At 56.6% G+C, this 22,256-nt stretch carries 14 protein-coding genes; 6 read left to right on the forward strand and 8 right to left on the reverse strand.

The window, feature by feature from the left end; all coding sequences use genetic code 11:
- Nucleotides 1–139 precede the first annotated feature (139 nt).
- The 5 genes from EDF75_RS10805 to EDF75_RS10825 form a co-directional block, all read right to left on the reverse strand.
- On the reverse strand, nucleotides 140–1,783 hold the full coding sequence (locus EDF75_RS10805; RefSeq protein WP_133599171.1) for a multidrug ABC transporter permease/ATP-binding protein: 1,644 nt from the start codon (nucleotides 1,781–1,783) through the stop codon (nucleotides 140–142).
- 74 nt (nucleotides 1,784–1,857) lie between these two features.
- A complete protein-coding gene (alkB, locus tag EDF75_RS10810; protein ID WP_133599173.1) occupies nucleotides 1,858–2,508 on the reverse strand; it encodes a DNA oxidative demethylase AlkB in 651 nt (216 codons plus the stop codon).
- Nucleotides 2,508–3,569 (reverse strand): bifunctional DNA-binding transcriptional regulator/O6-methylguanine-DNA methyltransferase Ada, encoded by a 1,062-nt coding sequence (gene ada, locus EDF75_RS10815; protein WP_133599455.1) that lies wholly within the window; start codon nucleotides 3,567–3,569, stop codon nucleotides 2,508–2,510. Before ada ends, alkB begins: the two co-directional genes overlap by 1 nt.
- A 72-nt stretch (nucleotides 3,570–3,641) precedes the next feature.
- Nucleotides 3,642–4,694 (reverse strand): FAD:protein FMN transferase ApbE, encoded by a 1,053-nt coding sequence (gene apbE / locus EDF75_RS10820; protein WP_133599175.1) that lies wholly within the window; start codon nucleotides 4,692–4,694, stop codon nucleotides 3,642–3,644.
- 101 nt (nucleotides 4,695–4,795) lie between these two features.
- Nucleotides 4,796–5,911 (reverse strand): porin OmpC, encoded by a 1,116-nt coding sequence (locus tag EDF75_RS10825; RefSeq protein ID WP_133599177.1) that lies wholly within the window; start codon nucleotides 5,909–5,911, stop codon nucleotides 4,796–4,798.
- Nucleotides 5,912–6,681: 770 nt separating this feature from the next.
- On the opposite strand from EDF75_RS10825, the gene rcsD reads away from it, so the two are divergent.
- A complete protein-coding gene (gene rcsD / locus EDF75_RS10830) occupies nucleotides 6,682–9,339 on the forward strand; it encodes a phosphotransferase RcsD (RefSeq protein ID WP_133599179.1) in 2,658 nt (885 codons plus the stop codon).
- Between the two features lie 16 nt (nucleotides 9,340–9,355).
- Nucleotides 9,356–10,006 (forward strand): response regulator transcription factor RcsB, encoded by a 651-nt coding sequence (rcsB, locus tag EDF75_RS10835; RefSeq protein WP_041146527.1) that lies wholly within the window; start codon nucleotides 9,356–9,358, stop codon nucleotides 10,004–10,006.
- An 89-nt stretch (nucleotides 10,007–10,095) separates the two neighbouring features.
- Here rcsB and rcsC read toward each other — a convergent pair whose 3' ends face one another.
- Both rcsC and gyrA read right to left on the reverse strand, forming a co-directional pair.
- The gene (gene rcsC / locus EDF75_RS10840) at nucleotides 10,096–12,942 is read right to left on the reverse strand and encodes a two-component system sensor histidine kinase RcsC (RefSeq protein ID WP_133599181.1); all 2,847 of its coding nucleotides are present in this window, start codon (nucleotides 12,940–12,942) and stop codon (nucleotides 10,096–10,098) included.
- A gap of 153 nt (nucleotides 12,943–13,095) precedes the next feature.
- Nucleotides 13,096–15,735, reverse strand: a complete 2,640-nt coding sequence (gene gyrA / locus EDF75_RS10845; RefSeq protein ID WP_133599183.1) for a DNA topoisomerase (ATP-hydrolyzing) subunit A — start codon at nucleotides 15,733–15,735, stop codon at nucleotides 13,096–13,098.
- Between the two features lie 506 nt (nucleotides 15,736–16,241).
- Here gyrA and ubiG point away from each other — a divergent pair.
- The 4 genes from ubiG (at nucleotide 16,242) to yfaE (ending at nucleotide 21,082) form a co-directional block, all read left to right on the forward strand.
- Nucleotides 16,242–16,970, forward strand: coding sequence for a bifunctional 2-polyprenyl-6-hydroxyphenol methylase/3-demethylubiquinol 3-O-methyltransferase UbiG (ubiG, locus tag EDF75_RS10850; RefSeq protein WP_041146530.1), 729 nt, complete (start codon nucleotides 16,242–16,244; stop codon nucleotides 16,968–16,970).
- A gap of 345 nt (nucleotides 16,971–17,315) precedes the next feature.
- Nucleotides 17,316–19,601, forward strand: coding sequence for a class 1a ribonucleoside-diphosphate reductase subunit alpha (nrdA, locus tag EDF75_RS10860; protein WP_133599185.1), 2,286 nt, complete (start codon nucleotides 17,316–17,318; stop codon nucleotides 19,599–19,601).
- A 96-nt stretch (nucleotides 19,602–19,697) separates the two neighbouring features.
- Nucleotides 19,698–20,828, forward strand: a complete 1,131-nt coding sequence (gene nrdB, locus EDF75_RS10865; protein ID WP_133599187.1) for a class Ia ribonucleoside-diphosphate reductase subunit beta — start codon at nucleotides 19,698–19,700, stop codon at nucleotides 20,826–20,828.
- Complete coding sequence (gene yfaE / locus EDF75_RS10870) at nucleotides 20,828–21,082, forward strand: class I ribonucleotide reductase maintenance protein YfaE (RefSeq protein WP_045855971.1); 255 nt, start codon at nucleotides 20,828–20,830, stop codon at nucleotides 21,080–21,082. Before nrdB ends, yfaE begins: the two co-directional genes overlap by 1 nt.
- Nucleotides 21,083–21,168: 86 nt before the next feature.
- On the opposite strand, the gene glpQ is transcribed toward yfaE, so the two are convergent.
- A complete protein-coding gene (glpQ, locus tag EDF75_RS10875) occupies nucleotides 21,169–22,248 on the reverse strand; it encodes a glycerophosphodiester phosphodiesterase (protein ID WP_133599189.1) in 1,080 nt (359 codons plus the stop codon).
- Nucleotides 22,249–22,256 lie beyond the last annotated feature (8 nt).

Consider the following 22,256-nt stretch of genomic DNA (forward strand, 5'->3'; position numbering starts at 1 on the left):
TCCTTGTGAGAATAGTTGGCCGACCAGCAGGCCAGGTGCCCTAAGCATAGCGCGAGGAGGGGGAAATAATAACCGCCGGCGGGTTCGTCCGGCGGAAAAATCAACAATAGCGCCCGCCGTGGGTCGGCAGGCGCGGCTTTCAGGCGGTGCGGGAGACCGCATCGCGGGTCGCCAGCTCGCGCTCCAGGCCCGTCAGCTCCGCCAGCTGGCCGGCGCGCATCTCCAGCAGGCGATCGGCATGCTGAAAATAGTGATCGTCGTGGCTGATAGCGAAAATAGTTTTACCCATCTGCTGCATCAGCGGCAGCAGCACCTGATAAAACTCGCGGCGGAAGTGCGGATCCTGATCCGCCGCCCACTCATCAAGCAGGATGATATCGCGATCTTCAGCCAGGGCCAGCAGCAGCGCCACGCGCTTTTTCTGCCCCTTGGAGAGCTTCAGATCGAGGATCCTGCCGTTATCCAGCCGCAGCTTATGCGTCATTTTCAGGTACTCCATCCACTGGCTCACCCGCGCAGGATCGGCCGCTTTGCCCTCCGGCCCCAGCAGCTGGTCAAACAGCCAGACGTCGGTAAATACCGCCGAGAAGAGCTTACGATAGTCTTCCGGCCGGTCTATCGCCAGCGCCTCGCCGTCCAGCAGGATCTGACCGGAAGCCGGCTGATACAGCCCGGTCAGCAGCATCGCCAGCGTCGACTTGCCGCTGCCGTTGCCGCCGATAAGGAACACCAGCTCGCCGCGTTTCAGGGTCATATTGACAGGCCCGACGGCGAAGCTGTTGTCCGGGTAATGGAAGCAGACGTCGCGCAGCTCCAGGGTTTGCCAGTGCGGGTGCGCCTGCGGCTGCGGGAATTCGGCACGGTACGGCGCCAGGGAGAATTTGTGCAGCTTATTGAAGGCTACCTGGGCGCTGAGCAGCGTCGGCAGCGCGCCCACGGCGGAAAGCAGCGGCGTGCGCAGGAACAACAGGGTCAAAGAGTAGGTCGCCGCCACGGCGGTATTCGCCCAGCCGAGGCCGTTGGCCATCCAGAACACCAGGCCAATGGCGCCGAGCATCATAATATTCGACCAGTTTACCGCGCTGAGGTGGAAGGTATCAGCCCGGATAATATGGTGACGATACTCGCGTGCGTCCGGCAGATAGAGATGATTAAACACGTATTCGGCGCGCTCGCGATTGAGCGTCAGCTCTTTGCGCCCTTCCAGCACCGTCTGATAGTCGTGGTATAGCTTGTCTTCGGTCTCCCGCAGCGTTGCCATATGCTTATAAACGCGTGATACCAGCATAAATCCGCCCCAGATGGTTATCGACATCCACAGCGCGGTCACCATCATCATTTTTCCCGACAGCCACGCCAGATAGGCGGCGGAACCAAAGGTCAGGATAATGCCCTGCACCAGTTCGGGCAGGCGCACAAAGGCGATGGTAATGTTGCGTACGTCGCTGGTTAAGCCGGCAAGCAGCGAGGCGCTGCCGATCTTCTCAACCTGCTCGATTTGGGTGTCGAGGATGCGCTTAATGAACTCCCCGCGCAGGCGGAAAACAAAATGGTGCCCAAGGGTCGTCAGCGCCAGCTGTGAGCCCAGCGTCACCGCCATCAGCAGCAACAGCAGGCCGAGAAACTCCGGCAGCACCGTCAGCGAGGTATCGACAACGGTCATCAGCCGCAGATTGATAAAGGCAATAAGCCCGATCCCCAGCGCCGCGCTGAGCAGGCTCAGGGCAATGACGGAAATAAACGGCCAGCGATACTGGCGCCAAACAAGAAGAAGAAGTTCCATAACAGCAATCCGGGCAAGCAAAACAGCCAGCAGTGTAAACTGCTCGCCGATGACATCAAGAATAATTCTTATTTTTATTCTTTATCGCCTGCCAGCCGAAAGGTGAGGTTGTAACGGCAGGCGCCGGTGTCCGGATGGTCGCCCTCTTTCAGCGGCTGAATACCGTGATAAAACAGCCGCGACTCGCCGCCCCAGACCACCACGTCCCCGTGCTCCAGCAGCACTCTGCGCAGCGGATCGCTGCGCTGCAGGCCGCCAAACTGGAACACCGCCGGCAGCCCCAGCGATACGGAAACGATCGGCGCACGCAGATCGCGCTCATCCTTATCCTGATGCAGCGAGAGCTTCGCCCCGGGCTGATAGCGGTTGATCAAGCAGGCGTCGGGCACAAAGCCCGCGTAGCCGCAGGCAAGCGCCGCCTGCGCGGCCAGCTCGGAGAATATCGGCGGCATCGGCGGCCAGTCGCGCCCCGTTAGCGGATCGCCGGGAGCATACAGATAGCCGTGCATATTGGTCGTCCAGCCCAGCGGCCCGCAGTTAGTCATCGCCACCGACATGGTGTAGCCGCCGGGCGTGACCATCTGGCGAAACGGCGAAACGTCGGCAACGCCCAGCAGCGCCTGCAGCAGAGCCGGGGCGTTCTGGCGGGCGAAGCGCCGCAGAATGGTGGCCCCGGACGCCAGCGGTTCCTGCCAGGGGGGCGTATCGGCAAAAAGATCGAGCATTACGACTCCTCGGTTTGTGCTTCCCGGGCCAGCAGCTGAGCTTTGCGGGCGGTTCCCCAGCGATAGCCGGACAGCGCCCCGCCTTCGCGTACCACCCGGTGGCACGGAATGACGATAGCCAGCCGGTTGGCCGCGCAGGCCCCCGCTACCGCCCGGACGGCGGACGGCTGGCCGATACTTTCGGCAACCTGGCGGTAGCTGCGCGTTTCGCCCGCCGGGATCTGGCGCAGGGCCTGCCAAACCCTCTGCTGAAAGGCGGTGCCGCGAATATCCAACGGCAGATCTATGGTCTGGCGGCTATCGTCGATGTGGGCAAAAATCTGTGCCACCCGCCCGGAAAAATGCGCGTCGCCGGGCAGAAGCCGGGCGCGGGGAAACAGGCGGCGCAGCTCGTCCAGCGGCGCGTCGCCCTCTCCGGGCAATACGGCGCACACTCCGCGCTCGCTTTGCGCCACCAGGCAGCGGCCAATCGCGCAGTCGCCGAGCGTGTAGACGATATCGGTTTCATCGCCGCCGCGGCGAAACTGGCTGGCGGTCATGCCAAGCACGGCGTCGGCCTGACGATAGTAGCTGCTGCCGTCGGGAAAGCCTGCGGCCAGCACCGCCGGGGTCACTTTTTCCCCTTGCGCCAGGGCGTCCCGTAAACGCCGCGCGCGCCACGCCTGCTGCCAGGCCTTCGGCGTCATGCCGGTGACGGATTTAAATAAACGGTGGAAGTGGTACGGGCTGACCGCCAGCTCATGGGCCAGCGCCTCAAGGGTGATGGGCGCTTCCTGCTCAAGCAGGCGGCAGGCTCTGGCAACTTTCTCGGCCTTCTGCCGCTGCGGATCGCTTTTGTCCGGCTGACAGCGCTTGCAGGGGCGAAATCCGTCGGCGATGGCGGCCGCCACATCAGGGTAAAAACGGACGTTTTCCCGCAGCGCCCGCCGCGAGCGGCAGGAGGGACGGCAGCAAACGCCGGTGGTCAGCACGGCAAACACAAACTGACCGTCGGCGCGGGCATCACGATCGCATACCGCCTGCCAGCGGCGGTCATCGGTATCAGCAATAATCGGTTTCATCATCGGCTCCTGCTTTAAGTGTATAGCCAGTCTGATTCATCGCCCGCCGAATAAAACCCGAAATCTTGCTGTTTAATTCTTTTCGCCAACCAGGAAGGTACGGAACTGCGGCGACATCCAGGTTTTAAAACCCTCCCCCTCTTTGACGATCATATAGACGGCCAGCCCCTGCTCTCTCACCACCTCCTGCGCCTTTTGCGGGCCGAGGACCATCAGCCCGGTATCCCAGCCGTCTGCTTCCAGCGCCGTCGGCGCAATCACCGTCACCGAGACCAGCTTATGATCGATCGGCCTGCCGGTTTGCGGATCGATCACGTGCGAGATCCGTTTGCCATCCAGCTCGTAATAGTTGCGGTAGCTGCCGGAGGTGCTGATTCCGTGGCCGTTAATATCGACGATGGCCTGGACGGCGTTTTCACGATCGGTCGGCTTTTGGATCGCCACCCGCCACGGCTGCCCGTCGGCGTTCATCCCTCGGCTAACCAGCGCGCCGCCGACGGAAACCAGATAGCGAGAAATGCCCTCCTGCTCCATCAGACGCGCCAGATGATCGGCGGCATAGCCCTCACCCACTGTCGAAAGATCGACATACAGATCCGCAATATCCTTCTGTAAATACTGGCGATCCGCGCGGTTAATCACCGTCAGATGCTGCAGCCCCGTCCGCGCTTTTGCCGCCGCGATCTGCTGAGGATCCGGCGTTTTTACCGGCTGCTTATCCGGGCCAAAGCCCCAGAGATTGACCAAAGGCCCGACGGTAACATCCATCGCGCCGTGCGTTTTCGCGCCAATGCGCAGGGACATGGTGACGATATCGGCCATCGCTTCGCTAACCGGCCACGGCTCGGTGGAGGTGGCGTGGTTAAATTGCATCAATGCTGAATCGTTTTTCCAGGTGGAAAGCAGGCGATCGTCGGCGTCCAGCTGGGACTCTATTTTCTGCCGCAGCGCCTGGGCTTTCGCTTGATCAACGTTAATGACGCTGACCCGCCAGAATGTGCCCATCGTTTTGCCGTCCAGCACGGTCGCAGCACTCTTTTGAGCTGCAGGTGAGGTGGCTGAATCACAGCCGGAAAGGAGTACGCAAACGCCGAGCAGCGCGGCGCGGAAAAAAGTGATATCCATAAAATCGGTTCCTCTAGCTAAGGCAGCAAGAGTACACCAGCCACCTTAAACGAGGCATAAAAAAAGGCGCCAGAGGCGCCTTTTTCGTGACTTCAGCGTGCTTAGAACTGGTAAACCAGGCCCAGAGCGACGATATCGTCGGTAGAGATACCGGCACGACGGGTGAAATCGTTGTCGTCCAGCAGGTTGATTTTGTAATCAACGTAGGTGGACATGTTTTTGTTGAAGTAGTAGGTCGCGCCCACGTCAACATATTTCAGGATATCCTGATCGCCGAAACCTTCGATGTCCTTACCTTTAGACTGCAGGTAAGCCACGGACGGACGCAGACCGAAGTCGAACTGGTACTGTGCAACCACTTCGAAGTTCTGCGCTTTGTTTGCATAGCCGCTAACGGAATCAACATCACCATTGCCGCTAAAACGAGTCGCGTTGTAGGTCTGGGTGTACTGAGTTGCCAGGTAGATGTTGTTCGCGTCGTATTTCAGACCGCCGGTGTAGGTTTCAGCATATTTGCCGTCGCCACGCAGGCCCGCAGCATTCTGATCGTCGGTACGTTTAGAGTGACCGTACGCGAAACCAGCGCTGATGCCGTCCCAGATATCATAAGTTACGGAAGTACCGAAACCATCACCGTTCTGTTTCAGAGCGCCACGACCGTTGTTGGTCGCGCCTTCGCCGCTGACGCTGCCGTTTTTACCCTGATACTGCAGAGCAAAGTTCAGGCCGTCAACCAGACCGAAGAAGTCAGAGTTACGGTAGGTTGCAACGCCGTTAGCACGGGACTGCAGGAAGTTGTCAGAACCGTAGGTGTCGCCGCCGAATTCCGGCAGAACGTCGGTCCAGGAAGTTACGTCGTAAACAACGCCGTAGTTACGACCGTAGTCGAAAGAGCCCGCGTCGCCGAATTTCAGACCGGCGAATGCCAGACGAGTCCATGCCTGATCGCTGGAGCTTTCAGTGTTGTTCGCCTGAACGTTGTATTCCCACTGGCCGTAACCGGTCAGCTGGTCGTTGATCTGGGTTTCGCCTTTCACGCCAAGACGCATGTAGGTCTGGTCGCCGTCAGCGCTCTTGTCGTCAGAGAAATAGTGCAGACCGTCGATTTTGCCGTACAGGTCTAATTTGTTGCCATCTTTGTTATAAATTTCAGCCGCATTTGCTGCGCCTGCTACCAGCAGAGCCGGTACCAGGAGGGACAGTACTTTAACTTTCATGTTATTAACCCTCTGTTTGTTATATGCCTTTTATTATGCCACTGCTTACTGATTACCCTTCTAATCAGTCGGCTATATTCATTGTGCTGTAAAATGCAGAATAATCCAACAAGAATATGATACGAAAACTTCTAAGGTGTTTCAAAATGCGCACAAGATGTTTCAGTTTGTAAATTCAAGGGAACTTTTCGCAACGATGAGAAATCGTAAAATAAGCACCAATAATCAAGAAAATATTTTTTTCCAATTATCATCAGATAGTTACACGACACGTCAGGTATAGCACTGAATGACAAAACAAAATGGTCGCCTGCGACTAGAATAACTCCCGCTATCATCATTAACTTTATTTATTACCGTCATTCAGTTCTGAATGTCTGTTTACCCCTATTTCGACCGGATGCTTCGCATCCGGTTTTTTTTACCCTTCTTTACATAACTTTAATTATACCCGTGCTAGCCGCGATAAAAATAACGGTTATTAATCAAACACTCCGCGCATCAGGAAGTCCTTATCCGGGTAATTTCTTGTTATTTCGTGCTATTTCCTGCAGGCAATCGGCAAATAACTGTACAGAATCAATCCCGCTGTACATTTTTATTGTCAACGCTCCTTTAAGATAAATCCCAAAGCAAAAAAGCGCCGAAGGCCATTCTGTAGTATGGATTTGATAAATTAGCCTTTATACTGCTTAGCGAATTCACTCTGCTACCAGCTACCTTGGTGCAACATCCTGCTTACAAACATTGATGAGTCGCACTGCTACACGATGACCCAGAAAAAATTCACCCTGATGCCTGGCAGCATCACCCGTTTCTTCATTTTAATGGTCATCGTCCTGCTGGCGACGATGAGCGTGACGCTGCAAAGCGCGGTCAACGCCTGGTTAAAAGAAAAAAGCTATCAGGTTGTCGACGTGAGCCATGCGCTGCACAAGCGCATCGATGCCTGGCGCTATGCCACCTGGCAAATTTACGACAATATTGCCGCCACCTCTTCCAGCACCGCCGGCGAGGGTTTACAGGAAACGCGGTTAAAGCAGGATGTCTATTATCTGGAAAAGCCGCGGCGTAAGACCGAGGCGCTGATTTTTGGCTCTCATGACAGCTCAACGCTGGAAATGACGCAAAAAATTTCCAACTATCTCGATATTCTGTGGGGCGCAGAGACCATTCCCTGGTCGATGTACTACCTCAACGGGCTGGATAACAGCCTGATTCTGGTCTCGACCCTGCCGCTGAAAGACCTTTCTTCCAGCTTTAAAGAGTCGACGATTAGCAACGTGGTGGAGTCCCGCCGCGCGGAAATGCTGCTGCAGGCTAACACGCTCGACGAAAGAGAAACCTTCTCGTCGCTGCGCCAGCTTTCATGGCAAAACGGCCACTACTTCACCCTGCGGACCACCTTCAACCAGCCGGGTCATCTGGCCACCGTGGTCGCTTTCGACCTGCCGATTAACGATTTGATCCCACCGGGCATGACCCTGGACAGCTTCCGCCTTGAGCCTGACCCGTCACAAAGCGCGACCGGCAATCCGGATAAAGAAGAGTCTGATAACGTCAGCATCAACTTCAACGGCACGCGGATTGAAATCATCACCGCCATTAATACCACCGGGATGCGCCTGATCTGGGTGGTACCATTCAGCACCCTGATGATTGAGTCGCTGCAGAACGTGCTGCTGCCGCTCCTGCTGATTATCGGCCTGCTGGCGCTGACCCTGTTTGGCCTCACGACCTTTCGCCACTACAGCGGCCGCAGCCGTCAGACCGGGACGAGCGTCTCCTCTGCCGCCAGCGGCGAGCATCGTACGCTGCGGGCAATAAATGAAGAGATTGTCTCGCTGCTGCCGCTGGGGCTGCTGGTTCACGATTTAGAAGCTAACCGCACGATTATCAGCAACCCCATCGCCGATCATCTGCTGCCGCACCTCAACCTGCAAAATATTACCAACATGGCGGATCAGCATCAGGGCGTGATTCAGGCTACGGTGAACAACGAACTGTATGAGATTCGCCAGTACCGCAGCCAGGTCGCGCCGCGCACGCAGATCTTCATCATCCGCGATCAGGATCGGGAAGTACTGGTGAGTAAAAAGCTCAAGCAGGCCCAGCGCCTGTACGAGAAAAACCAGCAGGGCCGCACCGCGTTTATGCAGCATATTGGCGCCGCGCTGAAGCAGCCCGCCCGCAGCCTGGCGGAAGAAGCGGCCGCGCTCGGCATTGCCGAAAGCCGCAGGCTGGCGCAGCACGCGGATGAGCTGGTGCAGCTGGTTGACGAAATTCAGCTGGCAAACCTGCTGGAAAGCGATAGCTGGAAGAGCACGCCGGATCGGTTCTCGATTCAGGAGCTGATCGATGAAGTGGTGCCGGAAGTGCTGCCCGTGATTAAGCGCAAAGGCCTGCAGCTGCTGATTAACAACGCCCTGGCGGCGAATGAGCAACGCTACGGCGACCGCGACGCGCTGCGCCGCACGCTGCTGCTGCTCATTCAGTACTCGGTCACCACCACGCAGATCGGTAAAATCACCCTCGAGGTGAGCAAGGACGACTCTGCGGACGATCGTCTGACCTTCCGCATTATCGATACCGGCAACGGCGTTTCGGCAAACGAAATCGATAATATGCACTTCCCGTTCCTTAACGATACCCAGGCCGATCTGTACGGTAAGGCCAATGCGCTCACCTTCTGGCTCTGCGATCGCCTGACGCGCAAGCTCGGCGGCCAGATGAATATCAAAGCGCGCGAATCTCTGGGCACCCGCTACTCCCTGCACCTCAAAATGCCGGCCAGTGAAGAAGAGAGCGACTCCGGCGAACATCTGCTGGATGACGTGGTTGTATTGCTTGATATTACGGCTAATGAGGTCCGAAAGGTTGTCGTGCGTCAGCTTGAAAGCTGGGGAGCGAGCTGCATCACGCCGGATGAGAGGCTGACAAGTCAAGAATACGATCTCTTTTTAACGGATAATCCGTCTAATCTTACTGCTTCTGGCTTGCTTTTAAGCGATGATGAGGTCGGAATACGAAAAATAGGTCCAGGCCAACTGTGCGTCAATTTCAATATCAGCACGGCCATGCAGGAAGCGATTCTGCAACTGATTGAACAGCAGCTGGCGGAAGAAAACGTGCAACCTTCTCCTCCGGGAAGCGGGAGCAACGCCGAACTGCACGCCAGCGGCTATTATGCGCTGTTTGCCGATACGGTTCCGGATGATGTTAAGAGACTGTATACTGAGCTGGCAACAAGCGATTTAGCTGCGCTGGCCCAGACTGCGCATCGCCTCAAAGGGGCGTTTGCTATGCTTAACCTGATACCCGGCAAACAGTTATGTGAAACGCTTGAGCATCTGATTCGTGAAAAAGATGCGCAAAGCATAGAAAAATACATCAGCGACATTGACGTTTACGTCAAGAGCTTGCTGTAGCAAGGTAGCCTAATACATGAATACTATGAACGTAATTATTGCCGATGACCATCCGATCGTACTGTTCGGTATTCGTAAGTCACTCGAGCAAATTGAGTGGGTTAACGTTGTCGGCGAGTTTGAAGACTCCACAGCACTTATCAATAATCTGCCGAAATTAGACGCCCATGTTCTGATTACCGACCTGTCCATGCCAGGCGACAAATACGGCGACGGGATCACGCTGATCAAGTACATCAAGCGCCATTTCCCGGATCTGTCGATCATTGTTCTGACCATGAACAATAACCCGGCGATCCTCAGCGCGGTGCTGGATCTGGATATCGAAGGGATCGTGCTGAAACAGGGCGCGCCGACCGATCTGCCGAAGGCGCTGGCGGCGCTGCAGAAAGGCAAAAAATTTACGCCGGAAAGCGTTTCACGTCTGCTGGAAAAAATCAGCGCCAGCGGCTATGGCGATAAGCGCCTGTCGCCGAAAGAGAGCGAAGTGCTCCGCCTGTTTGCCGAAGGTTTCCTGGTGACCGAGATTGCCAGAAAGCTCAATCGCAGCATCAAAACCATCAGTAGCCAGAAAAAATCGGCCATGATGAAGCTCGGCGTAGAAAACGACATTGCCCTGCTGAACTACCTCTCTTCCGTTTCACTGAGCGCAACCGACAAAGAGTAACGCTCACCTTCCCGGATACGGCGCGACCATCATGCGTCGTATCCGGGGCAACGACCCGCCATAGCAGCCCGCCCCCAGAGATCTCCGACCTATTGTCTGCTCTTACGCACCCGTGCGGCGTACAGCGTCAAAGTTTGCTTGATAATATCCAGCGTCACCGGTTTAGAAAGACAGCTGTCCATACCCGACTCAAGGCAGCGCTGCTTCTCTTCCGCCAGCGCGTTGGCGGTCACCCCGATAACCGGCAGCGTCATTCCCAGCTCGCGAATACGCTGCGTCAGGCGATAGCCGTCCATATTCGGCATGTTGACGTCGCTCAGCACGATATCAATATGCTGCTTGCTCAGGACGCCCAGCGCATCAACCCCGTCGTTCGCCGTCACGCACTGATAGCCCAGCGATCCGAGCTGGTCGGCCAGCAGGCGGCGGTTGATCGGATGATCGTCCACCACCAGAATCATCATGTCATCGTGATTGGCCGTCTGCGTTTCCGGCGCCGAGAGCGCCGGGCCGTGTTCGGCGCTGGCCACGTCAACGTGCAGGATACGCCCCAGCAGCGGCAGCAGCTCATGCGGCGTCGTGACGCTATGCAGCCACTCTCCCGGCGCGCGCTCCTGCGGAATGCCGATATGCCGGCGGCAGAAAATAACGACCGCGGCCCCTGACCAGCCGGTACAGGACTCATCATCGGTGAGCAAAATATCGTCGGCTTCCGGCGCCTCGCCGGCATAGCTTTTCACCTTAACGCCGTGGTGATTGAGCAGCGAGGTGATAAACATCGTCAGGGCGGTGTTGTGAATGGCGAGCCAGCAGCATTTTTCCACCAGGCCATCGGCAAGCAGCGGCGCACCGTTTTGCACGCCGTACAGCGGAATGCGGATGGTAAAGCGGCTGCCCATCCCGGGCTCGGTTTCCACGGCAATATCGCCGTCCATCATGCTGATGAGCTTCTCGCAAATCGCCAGTCCGAGGCCTGTTCCCTGGAAGTTGCGCTGAACGCCGGTGCCGACCTGGAAGAACGGGTCAAACAGGCGCACCACCTCTTTGGCCGGGATCCCTTCCCCGGTATCGCGCACGCTGATTTGCAGATAGTCGCCGGCGCACTGAACGTGCAGGACGATGCAGCCGGTATCGGTAAATTTGATGGCGTTGCTCAGCAGGTTAGAAATGACCTGCTGCAGACGCATCGGATCGCCGGACATCAGCTGCGGAACGTCGGGCTCGATAAAGCAGTACAGCCCGAGCTGCTTGCGCACCACCAGCGGCAGATAGTTCGCCGAGATGTGGTTCATCACCTCGCGCGGCGAGAACTCGCTCGGCTCGATTTTCAGCTGCTCGGACTCAATTTTCGAGAAATCCAGAATATCGCTGATGATCTTCAGCAGCAGGCTGGACGAGTTGTTCATCGCCGTGACCAGACGATCGACGCCCTTCGGCAGCTCCTTGGTTTGCAGCAGATCGAGGTTGCCGATAATTCCGTACAGCGGGGTGCGCAGCTCGTGGCTCACCGTCGCAAGGAACATCGATTTCGACTGGCTGGCCTGCTCTGCGGCCTGCGCCATCTCCTGCAGCGACTCTTCCATTTTGACGCGGGCGCTGACGTCAACCAGCACGCAGATGGCCACGTTTTCGTTACGGTAGCGCGAATGAACGAAGCTGATTTGCAGATTGGTATTATTGCTGGTCAGCACATCGACAAAATTGACCTGCTGGCCGCAAATAATCTGCGTCAGCCTCTGCCGGTCCTCATGGGTCAGCATATTGAGGTAGTTATGCGCCAGTTCGTTACTCAGAATATTGGTGCCGTCGAGGGTGCGCAGAATACAGATCCCCACCGGTGCCGAGGCGACAATCTTACGGTTAAACTGCTCGTGCTCCTCGAGGCGCTGGGCGTCATTTTCCGCCGGGATAAAGATCCGCCGCTCGTACATTCGCGCGAGGGCGAAAAGCATCACCCCGGTCAGAATATTGAGCACTACTGCATTGAGGATCAGCATCCGGATGCGCTCAAGGACCTGGTCTACCGATACCGAATAGACGATGCTCAGGGAGGATGGCGGCAGGCTCTTCTTCATGGCCAGCTCGCGGAAGCCGGAAGTGTAGCCGAACCAGATCCGTTCCTGCATCCAGCGGGCCTCGCCCTTGATTTTAGCGTCCGGCCCGGCGAGGGAGATAAGCGACTGGCCGTTGTCGTCAAGGATCGTGACGTTCATCGGCAGGCTGCCCGGCGTGAAGAAGCTCTCCATGCGAATCGTTTGCTCGACGCCGAGCATCGCCTGCAGGCGGTTGGCCATATACACCGGCGTCAGCGCGTAGAAGTAGCCGACGCCGGGACGCACGCCCTGGCTAATCCAGAACAGATTGCTGCCGCGTTCGCTTTGCGGGGCGTCGCGATACTGCTCAATACGCTGGTGCAGCACCTTCAGCGCCTGGTCTCGTTCGAGCGGCATCTCGCGCAGGCCAAAGTTCGCCATGCACAGGTTATCGCTGCCAATTAAAAAGATACGGTTGAGATCGTAAGCCGCGGAGAAATTGTCGCGCCAGTAGCGCATAAACCATGCCAGAGACTGCAGCGAATTGCGCCAGGTACCGCTCATTGCTCCGCAATCTGAATCCGGATAGAGCGGTTCGAAGTCCGGAACCGCGATGTCGCCATTTTGCGCCGGCGGCGCGTCGCCTTCACGGCCGCCGCCCGGCCGATTGCCGGCAACATACTTCAGCTCTTTAATGACGTCCGCCGTGCGCTGGATATAGCGCTGCGCCTGATCGGCGTTGAGGTTAAACTCCTGGCGGATCTCCGACTCCCGGTCATGCAGCGCGTTAACAATGTAAAACACCGAGACGAAAGCAATCAGCATCCACAGCAGGACCGCCAGCGCCCGGAACAGGTAGCGTGAAACTTTTAGCGTGGTATGAAAAGAAGCAAGATATTTCAATGTGGCGATGCTCGGCCGTCAGGGACTCAACAGAATGGGGTTAAGGTAGCGGTAAACACGTTTTGTCGCAACGTTATACTCTCTGGATCACCCGCGCCGGGCAAATAAAAAGGGCCGGGATATTCCCGGCCCTTTTCGCAACATTACCGCAGATTATTCATCATCTTCGGCGATGTCATCATCAGCTTCAGCGTCGGTTTCCGGCGCGATATCGTCATCGCCTTCCGCCACGCTGCCGTCGATGGCATCCAGCTCTTCGTCATCAACCGGTTCAGCAACGCGCTGCAGGCCGACCACGTTTTCATCTTCCGCAGTACGGATAAGGATCACGCCCTGAGTGTTACGACCCACGATGCTCACTTCCGATACGCGAGTACGCACCAGGGTGCCCGCATCGGTGATCATCATGATCTGATCGCAATCGTCCACCTGTACCGCACCCACCACGGAGCCGTTACGCTCGGTCACTTTGATCGAGATAACGCCCTGAGTGGCGCGGGACTTGGTCGGATACTCATCCGCCGCAGTACGCTTGCCGTAGCCGTTCTGGGTCACGGTGAGGATCGCACCTTCGCCGCGCGGAATGATCAGGGAAACAACTTTATCTTCACCCGCCAGCTTGATACCGCGCACGCCGGTGGCGGTACGGCCCATGGCGCGGACTGCGCTCTCTTTAAAGCGCACAACTTTACCGGCAGCAGAGAACAGCATCGCTTCGTCTTCGCCGTTCGTCAGATCAACGCCGATCAGCTCGTCGCCTTCGTTCAGATTCACGGCAATAATGCCGGCTGAACGCGGACGGCTAAATTCGGTCAGCGCCGTTTTCTTAACGGTACCGCTCGCGGTCGCCATAAAGACGTTCACGCCCTCTTCGTACTCGCGTACCGGCAGGATGGCGGTGATACGTTCATTGGCTTCCAGCGGCAGCAGGTTGACGATTGGACGTCCACGCGCGCCGCGGCTGGCTTCCGGCAGCTGATAAACCTTCATCCAGTAGAGACGACCGCGGCTGGAGAACAGCAGGATCGTATCGTGGGTGTTGGCCACCAGCAGGCGGTCGATAAAGTCTTCTTCTTTAATACGTGCGGCCGATTTACCTTTGCCACCGCGACGCTGCGCCTCGTAGTCGGTCAGCGGCTGATACTTCACATAGCCCTGGTGAGACAGGGTGACCACCACATCTTCCTGGTTGATCAGATCTTCGATGTTGATATCAGCGGTGTTGGCGGTGATTTCGGTGCGACGCGGGTCGCCGAACTGTTCGCGCATCGCTTCCAGTTCTTCACGAATCACTTCCATCAGACGGTCGGCGCTGCCGAGGATATGCAGCAGTTCAGCAATCTGTTCGAGCAGCTCTTTGTATTCGTCGAGCAGTTTTTCATGCTCAAGGCCGGTCAGCTTCTGCAGACGCAGATCCAGAATCGCCTGGGCCTGCTGTTCAGTCAGATAGTATTGACCGTCACGCACGCCGAACTCTGGCTCCAGCCACTCCGGACGCGCGGCGTCATCACCGGCGCGTTCCAGCATCGCCGACACGTTGCCCAGATCCCACGCTCTGGCAACCAGCCCGGCTTTCGCTTCCGCAGGCGTTGGCGCACGGCGGATAAGCTCGATGATCGGGTCGATGTTTGCCAGCGCAATCGCCAGGGCTTCAAGGATGTGCGCACGGTCGCGGGCTTTACGCAGCTCGAAAATAGTACGACGGGTGACCACTTCACGGCGGTGACGCACGAACGCGGAAAGAATATCTTTCAGGTTCATGATCTTCGGCTGGCCGTGGTGCAACGCAACCATGTTGATGCCGAAAGAGGTCTGCAGCTGAGTCAGCGAGTAGAGGTTGTTAAGAACCACTTCACCCACCGCATCACGCTTGATCTCAATCACGATGCGCATGCCGTCTTTGTCAGACTCATCGCGCAGCGCGCTGATCCCTTCCAGACGCTTCTCTTTCACCAGCTCGGCCATTTTCTCGATCAGGCGAGCCTTGTTCACCTGATACGGAATTTCATGCACGATGATGGTTTCGCGGCCGGTTTTCGCATCGGTTTCTACCTCAGCGCGGGCGCGAATATAAATTTTGCCACGGCCGGTACGGTAGGCTTCCTCGATACCGCGACGGCCATTGATAATGGCGGCGGTCGGGAAGTCCGGGCCTGGGATGTGTTCCATCAGGCCTTCAACGGAGATGTCCTCATCGTCGATATAGGCCAGGCAGCCGTTAATCACTTCCGTCAGGTTGTGCGGCGGAATGTTAGTCGCCATCCCGACGGCAATACCGGACGAACCGTTTACCAGCAGGTTGGGGATTTTTGTTGGCATGACGTCAGGGATTCGCTCCGTGCCGTCATAGTTATCAACGAAATCAACCGTCTCTTTTTCGAGGTCGGCCATCAGCTCGTGGGCGATTTTCGACATACGGATTTCCGTATAACGCATCGCTGCGGCGGAGTCGCCATCGACAGAACCGAAGTTACCCTGGCCATCGACCAGCATATAACGCAAGGAGAATGGCTGCGCCATACGGACAATGGTGTCATAAACGGCGGTATCACCGTGAGGGTGATATTTACCGATTACGTCACCAACGACACGGGCGGATTTTTTATAGGCTTTGTTCCAGTCATTGCCCAATACGTTCATGGCGTAAAGTACGCGACGGTGTACCGGTTTCAGTCCATCTCGGACATCCGGCAGCGCACGGCCAACAATGACCGACATCGCATAATCCAGATACGAGCTCTTCAGCTCTTCCTCAATGTTGACCGGTGTAATTTCTCTCGCAAGGTCGCTCATCTAACCGCTATCCCTCTACTGTATCCCGGATTCAAAGGTCGCAAATTATAACACAGCCGCGGTGATACCGGTAAACCTATACCCAATGAATTTCGTACCGCGCCAAGGCGGCAAACGCGGGAGTCCCGATGAGCTCAGATTCGGGTGAGCGCGTGCGGCTAACGAAGAGGCGGTGCGAAAGGTGACGGGTATACCCAATGAATTTCATACTGCATCAGGGCGGCAAACGCGGGAGTCCCGATGAACTCACCGTAGTGAGTGATTCGGGTGAGCGCGTGCGGCCAACGAAGAGGCGGTGCGAAAGGCGACGGGTATACCCAATGAATTTCGTACCGCATCAAGGCGGCAAACGCGGGAGTCCCGATGAGCTCACCGTAGTGAGTGATTCGGGTGAGCGCGTGCGGCCAACGAAGAGGCGGTGCGAAAGGCGACGGGTATAGACGGTTTATTCATGGCGGTCTGCTGATATACTCGCAGGTCTGAACTGAAAAGGAGTAAAAGCGCCCATGAATGCCGAAAAACCGTCGGTGGCCCACAACGTTGATCATAATGAAATCGCTAAATTTGAAGCCGTCGCCTCGCGCTGGTGGGATTTAGAGGGCGAGTTCAAACCACTGCATCGCATCAACCCGCTGCGGCTGGGCTATATTGCGCAGCGCTCCGGCGGCCTGTTCGGCAAAAAAGTGCTCGACGTCGGCTGCGGCGGCGGCATTCTTGCGGAGAGCATGGCGCGGGAAGGCGCAACGGTGACCGGGCTGGATATGGGCTTTGAACCGCTGCAGGTGGCGAAGCTGCACGCGCTGGAAAGCGGCGTTCAGGTTGAGTATGTCCAGGAGACCGTCGAAGAGCACGCGCTGAAGCATGCGCAGCAGTACGACGTGGTGACCTGCATGGAGATGCTGGAGCACGTTCCCGACCCGCAGTCCGTCGTCCACGCCTGCGCGCGGCTGGTTAAGCCCGGAGGCCAGGTCTTCTTCTCAACCATCAACCGCAACGGCAAAGCGTGGCTGATGGCGGTAGTCGGCGCCGAATACGTGCTGAAGATGGTGCCCAAGGGGACCCATGACGCGAAGAAGTTTATCAAGCCGTCCGAGCTGATCGGCTGGGTGGATCAGACAAATCTGAAAGAGCAGCATATTACCGGCCTCCATTTCAATCCGCTAACCAATACCTTCAAGCTGGCTCCGGGGGTAGATGTTAATTATATGTTGCATACAACGGCGAAAAACGCATAACGTCAGCAGTTTTTCATATGATGATTGCGCGGCATCAAGCCGCGTAATTTTTCCTGGCGCTGAAGAAATCAGCACTCGATCAAATTTTCATTTTTATTTTTGAGTTTATTGACATCTTCGCCAGGCCTTATGCGACGTGGGCCCGGCTATTATTACGCTTCCGCAACCTCAATTTAACGTCAAAATCAACTCTTGTACTCAAAAGAATCCTTACTAGAATACTCACCATATAGCGTTCTTTTTATCTACAACCCCCTACATATAGTATTTATCCACAGAGTTAGTCACAACGGCTCTCTGTGGATAAGCGGGGGATATTTTCTTTCACGGACAGGTATAATCCACATGAATCAGAGTCTGCTGGTGACAAAGCGCGACGGTACAACCGAGCGTATTAATCTCGACAAAATCCATCGCGTACTGGATTGGGCGGCAGAAGGACTGAATAACGTTTCGATTTCTCAGGTAGAATTGCGTTCCCACATTCAGTTCTACGACGGCATCAAAACTGCCGATATTCACGAAACTATCATCAAGGCCGCGGCGGATCTTATCTCCCGCGATGCTCCGGATTACCAGTATCTCGCCGCGCGTCTGGCGATTTTCCATCTGCGTAAAAAGGCCTACGGCCAGTTCGAGCCGCCGGCGCTGTTCGATCACGTCACAAAGATGGTCAACAAGGGTAAATACGATACTCATCTGCTGGAAGACTACACGGAAGAAGAGTTCAAGCAGATGGATTCGTTCATCGTGCACGATCGCGATATGAGCTTCTCCTATGCGGCTGTTAAGCAGCTGGAAGGTAAGTATCTGGTGCAGAACCGCGTGACCGGCGAAATTTATGAAAGCGCCCAGTTCCTCTACATTCTGGTCGCCGCCTGCCTGTTCTCGAACTACCCGCGCGAGACCCGTCTGGACTACGTCAAGCGCTTCTATGACGCGGTGTCTACCTTCAAGATTTCGCTGCCGACGCCGATCATGTCCGGGGTGCGTACGCCAACCCGCCAGTTCAGCTCCTGCGTACTGATTGAGTGCGGCGACAGCCTCGACTCCATCAATGCCACCTCCAGCGCGATTGTGAAATACGTCTCCCAGCGCGCCGGCATCGGCATTAACGCCGGCCGCATCCGTGCTCTCGGTAGCCCGATTCGCGGCGGTGAAGCCTTCCACACCGGCTGCATCCCGTTCTATAAGCACTTCCAGACCGCGGTGAAGTCCTGTTCACAGGGCGGCGTGCGCGGCGGTGCTGCCACCCTTTTCTATCCGATGTGGCATCTGGAAGTTGAAACCCTGCTGGTGCTGAAAAACAACCGCGGCACCGAAGCGAACCGCGTTCGTCACATGGACTACGGCGTACAGATCAACAAGCTGATGTACACCCGCCTGCTGAAAGGTGAAGATATCACCCTGTTCAGCCCGTCCGACGTCCCGGGCCTGTATGACGCCTTCTTCGCCGATCAGGACGAGTTTGAGCGTCTCTACACCCTGTACGAAAAAGACGACAGCATCCGCAAGCAGCGGATCAAAGCGGTTGAGCTGTTCTCTCTGATGATGCAAGAGCGCGCCTCTACCGGCCGTATCTACATCCAGAACGTTGACCACTGCAACACCCACAGCCCGTTCGACCCGGTTATCGCGCCCGTTCGTCAGTCCAACCTGTGCCTGGAAATCGCCCTGCCGACCAAGCCGCTGGATGACGTCAACGATGAAAACGGCGAAATCGCGTTGTGTACCCTGTCAGCGTTCAACCTCGGCGTGATTGAGAGCCTGGACGAGCTGGAAGATCTGGCGGTGCTGGCGGTTCGCGCGCTGGATGCGCTGCTGGACTATCAGGACTACCCGATTCTGGCGGCAAAACGCGGCGCCATGGGCCGTCGTACGCTGGGTATCGGCGTGATTAACTTTGCCTACTATCTGGCAAAACACGGCAAACGCTACTCCGACGGCAGCGCCAACAACCTGACGCACAAAACCTTTGAAGCTATTCAGTACTACCTGCTGAAAGCCTCCAACGAGCTGGCTATCGAACAGGGCGCCTGCCCGTGGTTCAACGAAACCACCTATGCCAAGGGCGTTCTGCCGATCGATACCTATAAAAAGGATCTCGACGCTATCGTTAGCGAATCGCTGCACTACGACTGGGAGCAGCTGCGCGAGTCGATCAAAACCCACGGCCTGCGTAACTCGACCCTCTCCGCGCTGATGCCTTCAGAGACCTCTTCGCAGATCTCTAACGCCACCAACGGTATTGAACCGCCGCGCGGCCATGTGAGCATCAAGGCTTCGAAAGACGGCATTCTGCGCCAGGTAGTTCCGGATTACGAAAAGCTGCAGAACGGCTACGAGCTGCTGTGGGAAATGCCGAGCAACGATGGCTACCTGCAGCTGGTCGGCATTATGCAGAAGTTTATCGATCAGTCGATTTCGGCCAACACCAACTACGACCCGACGCGCTTCCCGTCCGGAAAAGTGCCGATGCAGCAGCTGCTCAAAGACCTGCTCAATGCCTATAAATTTGGCGTAAAAACTCTGTACTATCACAACACCCGTGATGGCGCGGAAGATGCGCAGGACGATTTGGCGCCATCCATCCAGGACGACGGCTGCGAAAGCGGCGCTTGTAAGATCTGATAACGCCCCCCTCGCCCCATGGCGAGGGAACATCAAAGCCCGGCCCCGTCTGTAGGGCCGGAGCGAGGGGCAATAACATCACAGGACGCACATTTAATGGCATATACCACCTTTTCTCAGACCAAAAACGATCAGCTGCTTGAGCCGATGTTTTTTGGCCAGCCGGTTAACGTTGCCCGTTACGATCAGCAAAAATATGACATCTTCGAAAAGCTTATCGAAAAGCAGCTCTCCTTCTTCTGGCGCCCGGAGGAAGTTGACGTTTCCCGCGATCGTATCGATTATCAGGCGCTGCCGGATCACGAAAAGCATATCTTCATCAGCAACCTGAAGTACCAGACCCTGCTGGACTCCATCCAGGGCCGCAGCCCGAACGTCGCGCTACTGCCGCTGATTTCGATTCCTGAGCTGGAAACCTGGGTAGAGACCTGGGCGTTTTCTGAAACCATTCACTCGCGCTCCTACACCCATATCATCCGCAACATCGTCAACGATCCGGCGATGGTCTTCGATGATATCGTCACCAACGAGCAGATTCAGAAGCGCGCGGAAGGGATCTCCAGCTACTACGATGAGCTCATTGAGCTGACCAGCTACTGGCATCTGCTGGGCGAAGGCACCCATAGCGTTAACGGTAAAACCGTCACCGTGAACCTGCGCGAGCTGAAAAAGAAACTGTACCTGTGCCTGATGAGCGTTAACGCGCTGGAAGCGATTCGCTTCTACGTCAGCTTCGCCTGCTCCTTCGCCTTCGCCGAGCGTAAGCTGATGGAAGGTAACGCTAAAATTATCCGCCTGATCGCTCGCGACGAAGCGCTGCACCTTACCGGCACCCAGCATATGCTGAACCTGCTGCGTTCCGGCGTCGACGATCCGGAAATGGCCGACATTGCCGAAGAGTGCAGGCAGCAGTGCTATGACCTGTTCGTGCTGGCGGCTCAGCAGGAGAAAGAGTGGGCGGATTATCTGTTCCGCGATGGTTCAATGATTGGCCTGAACCGCGACATTCTCTGCCAGTACGTCGAATACATCACCAATATCCGCATGCAGGCGGTTGGCCTCGATCTGCCGTTCCAGACCCGCTCTAACCCAATCCCGTGGATCAATACCTGGCTGGTATCCGATAACGTGCAGGTTGCGCCGCAGGAAGTGGAAGTCAGCTCTTACCTGGTGGGGCAGATCGATGCCGAAGTCGATGCCGACGACCTGAGCAACTTCCAGCTCTGATGAAACGCATTTTTTTGAAAATTTCTGACACTCATCTCGAGTGTCAGGATGAGCACCGCTGCCTGCTTGATGCCCTGGAATCGCATAATATCGACGTGGAGTATCAGTGCCGTGAAGGTTATTGCGGCTCCTGCCGCACGCGGCTGGTGTCCGGCCAGGTTGACTGGCTGACCGAGCCGCTGGCGTTTATTCAGCCGGGAGAGATTTTGCCCTGCTGCTGCCGGGCAAAAAGCGATATCGAAATCGAGATGTAGCTGCCCGACAACATCCCATCCGCGCCAGCCGGCGCGGACAGGTTTGCCATTCGCGGCGCGGACAGGTCTACCATTCACGCCGCGGGCTAGCGGCGTTCCCCCTCTTGCTGCAGAAACTGCACCGCCTTATCCGGGAAGTCGCTGAACAATCCATCGACGCCAGCCTTGTTATACAGCAGGTCGAACAGCTGGTTCACGTCGGTGGCGTAATCCGGCAGCTGGTCAGCGCGGACGGTATAGGGGTGGACCACCAGATGCTGGCGATGCGCCTCTTTCACCATATCGGTCAGCGCCACCTGGCCCGGCCTGGCGTTCGCCGCCACCAGCATATGGTAGTCCGGGCCGATGCCGTCGGCGTATTGGGCAATCTGCCCCATCGCGCCGGGCTTAAACATCCAGTCATAGCTGTAGTTAACCCATTTGCCATCCGCCTGGCGCTGCTGGGTTTCATTCCAGTCGCTGTAGGCGATCAGCTGCACCAGGTTCAGGTTCATCCCCATCTTCGGCTCCAGCTCGTTCTTGATGCGCTTGAGCTCGTTGGCATCAAAACACTGCAGGTACACCTTATCCTGCTTGCTGGTGTAGCCATACTTCTTCAGCACCTGCAGGACGCTGGTGGCGATATCCTTGCCTTCCTGATGGTGGAACCACGGCGCTTTAATTTCCGGGTAGATACCGATATTTTTCCCGGTGGAGTGGTTCAGCCCCTGAACGAACTCAATCTCCTCTTCAAAGGTATGAATGCGAAAATCCGCTTTTCCCATCGGGAAGCGCCCCGGGAAGGTCTGGACGTTCTTACCGTTTTTGGGTTCAAACCCTTCGCTGAACTTCAGCGTTTTTATCTCCGCCAGGGTGAAGTCGATCGCGTAGAAGCGGCCATCCTGACGCGCGCGCTGCGGAAATCTCTCCGCCACGTCGGTGACCCGATCGAGATAGTGGTCGTGCAGCACCACCAGCCGATCGTCTTTGGTCATCACCAGGTCCTGCTCGAGATAATCGGCTCCCTGGGCATAGGCCATCGCCTTCGCCGGCAGCGTATGCTCCGGCAGATAGCCGCTGGCGCCACGGTGGGCAATGACTATCTTATCCCCCGCCTGAGCGGCAAAGCTCAGCGTGGAGCCTGCCAGCAAAATCCCGGTCATCAAGGTCGTTATTGCCGTTTTCATGCTCATTC

Source organism: Klebsiella sp. BIGb0149 (assembly GCF_004362605.1).
In the GTDB taxonomy this organism is placed as follows: domain Bacteria; phylum Pseudomonadota; class Gammaproteobacteria; order Enterobacterales; family Enterobacteriaceae; genus Klebsiella; species Klebsiella terrigena.

What these genes read in the sequence shown, in the direction of transcription:
- nrdA (WP_133599185.1), top strand. Translation starts at nt 17,316, where the DNA reads ATGAATCAGAGTCTGCTGGTGACAAAGCGCGACGGTACAACCGAGCGT.
- apbE (WP_133599175.1), bottom strand. Translation starts at nt 4,694, where the DNA reads ATGGATATCACTTTTTTCCGCGCCGCGCTGCTCGGCGTTTGCGTACTC.
- ada (WP_133599455.1), bottom strand. Translation starts at nt 3,569, where the DNA reads ATGAAACCGATTATTGCTGATACCGATGACCGCCGCTGGCAGGCGGTA.
- glpQ (WP_133599189.1), bottom strand. Translation starts at nt 22,248, where the DNA reads ATGAAAACGGCAATAACGACCTTGATGACCGGGATTTTGCTGGCAGGC.
- rcsB (WP_041146527.1), top strand. Translation starts at nt 9,356, where the DNA reads ATGAATACTATGAACGTAATTATTGCCGATGACCATCCGATCGTACTG.
- nrdB (WP_133599187.1), top strand. Translation starts at nt 19,698, where the DNA reads ATGGCATATACCACCTTTTCTCAGACCAAAAACGATCAGCTGCTTGAG.
- ubiG (WP_041146530.1), top strand. Translation starts at nt 16,242, where the DNA reads ATGAATGCCGAAAAACCGTCGGTGGCCCACAACGTTGATCATAATGAA.
- EDF75_RS10805 (WP_133599171.1), bottom strand. Translation starts at nt 1,783, where the DNA reads ATGGAACTTCTTCTTCTTGTTTGGCGCCAGTATCGCTGGCCGTTTATT.
- rcsD (WP_133599179.1), top strand. Translation starts at nt 6,682, where the DNA reads ATGACCCAGAAAAAATTCACCCTGATGCCTGGCAGCATCACCCGTTTC.
- alkB (WP_133599173.1), bottom strand. Translation starts at nt 2,508, where the DNA reads ATGCTCGATCTTTTTGCCGATACGCCCCCCTGGCAGGAACCGCTGGCG.
- gyrA (WP_133599183.1), bottom strand. Translation starts at nt 15,735, where the DNA reads ATGAGCGACCTTGCGAGAGAAATTACACCGGTCAACATTGAGGAAGAG.
- EDF75_RS10825 (WP_133599177.1), bottom strand. Translation starts at nt 5,911, where the DNA reads ATGAAAGTTAAAGTACTGTCCCTCCTGGTACCGGCTCTGCTGGTAGCA.
- yfaE (WP_045855971.1), top strand. Translation starts at nt 20,828, where the DNA reads ATGAAACGCATTTTTTTGAAAATTTCTGACACTCATCTCGAGTGTCAG.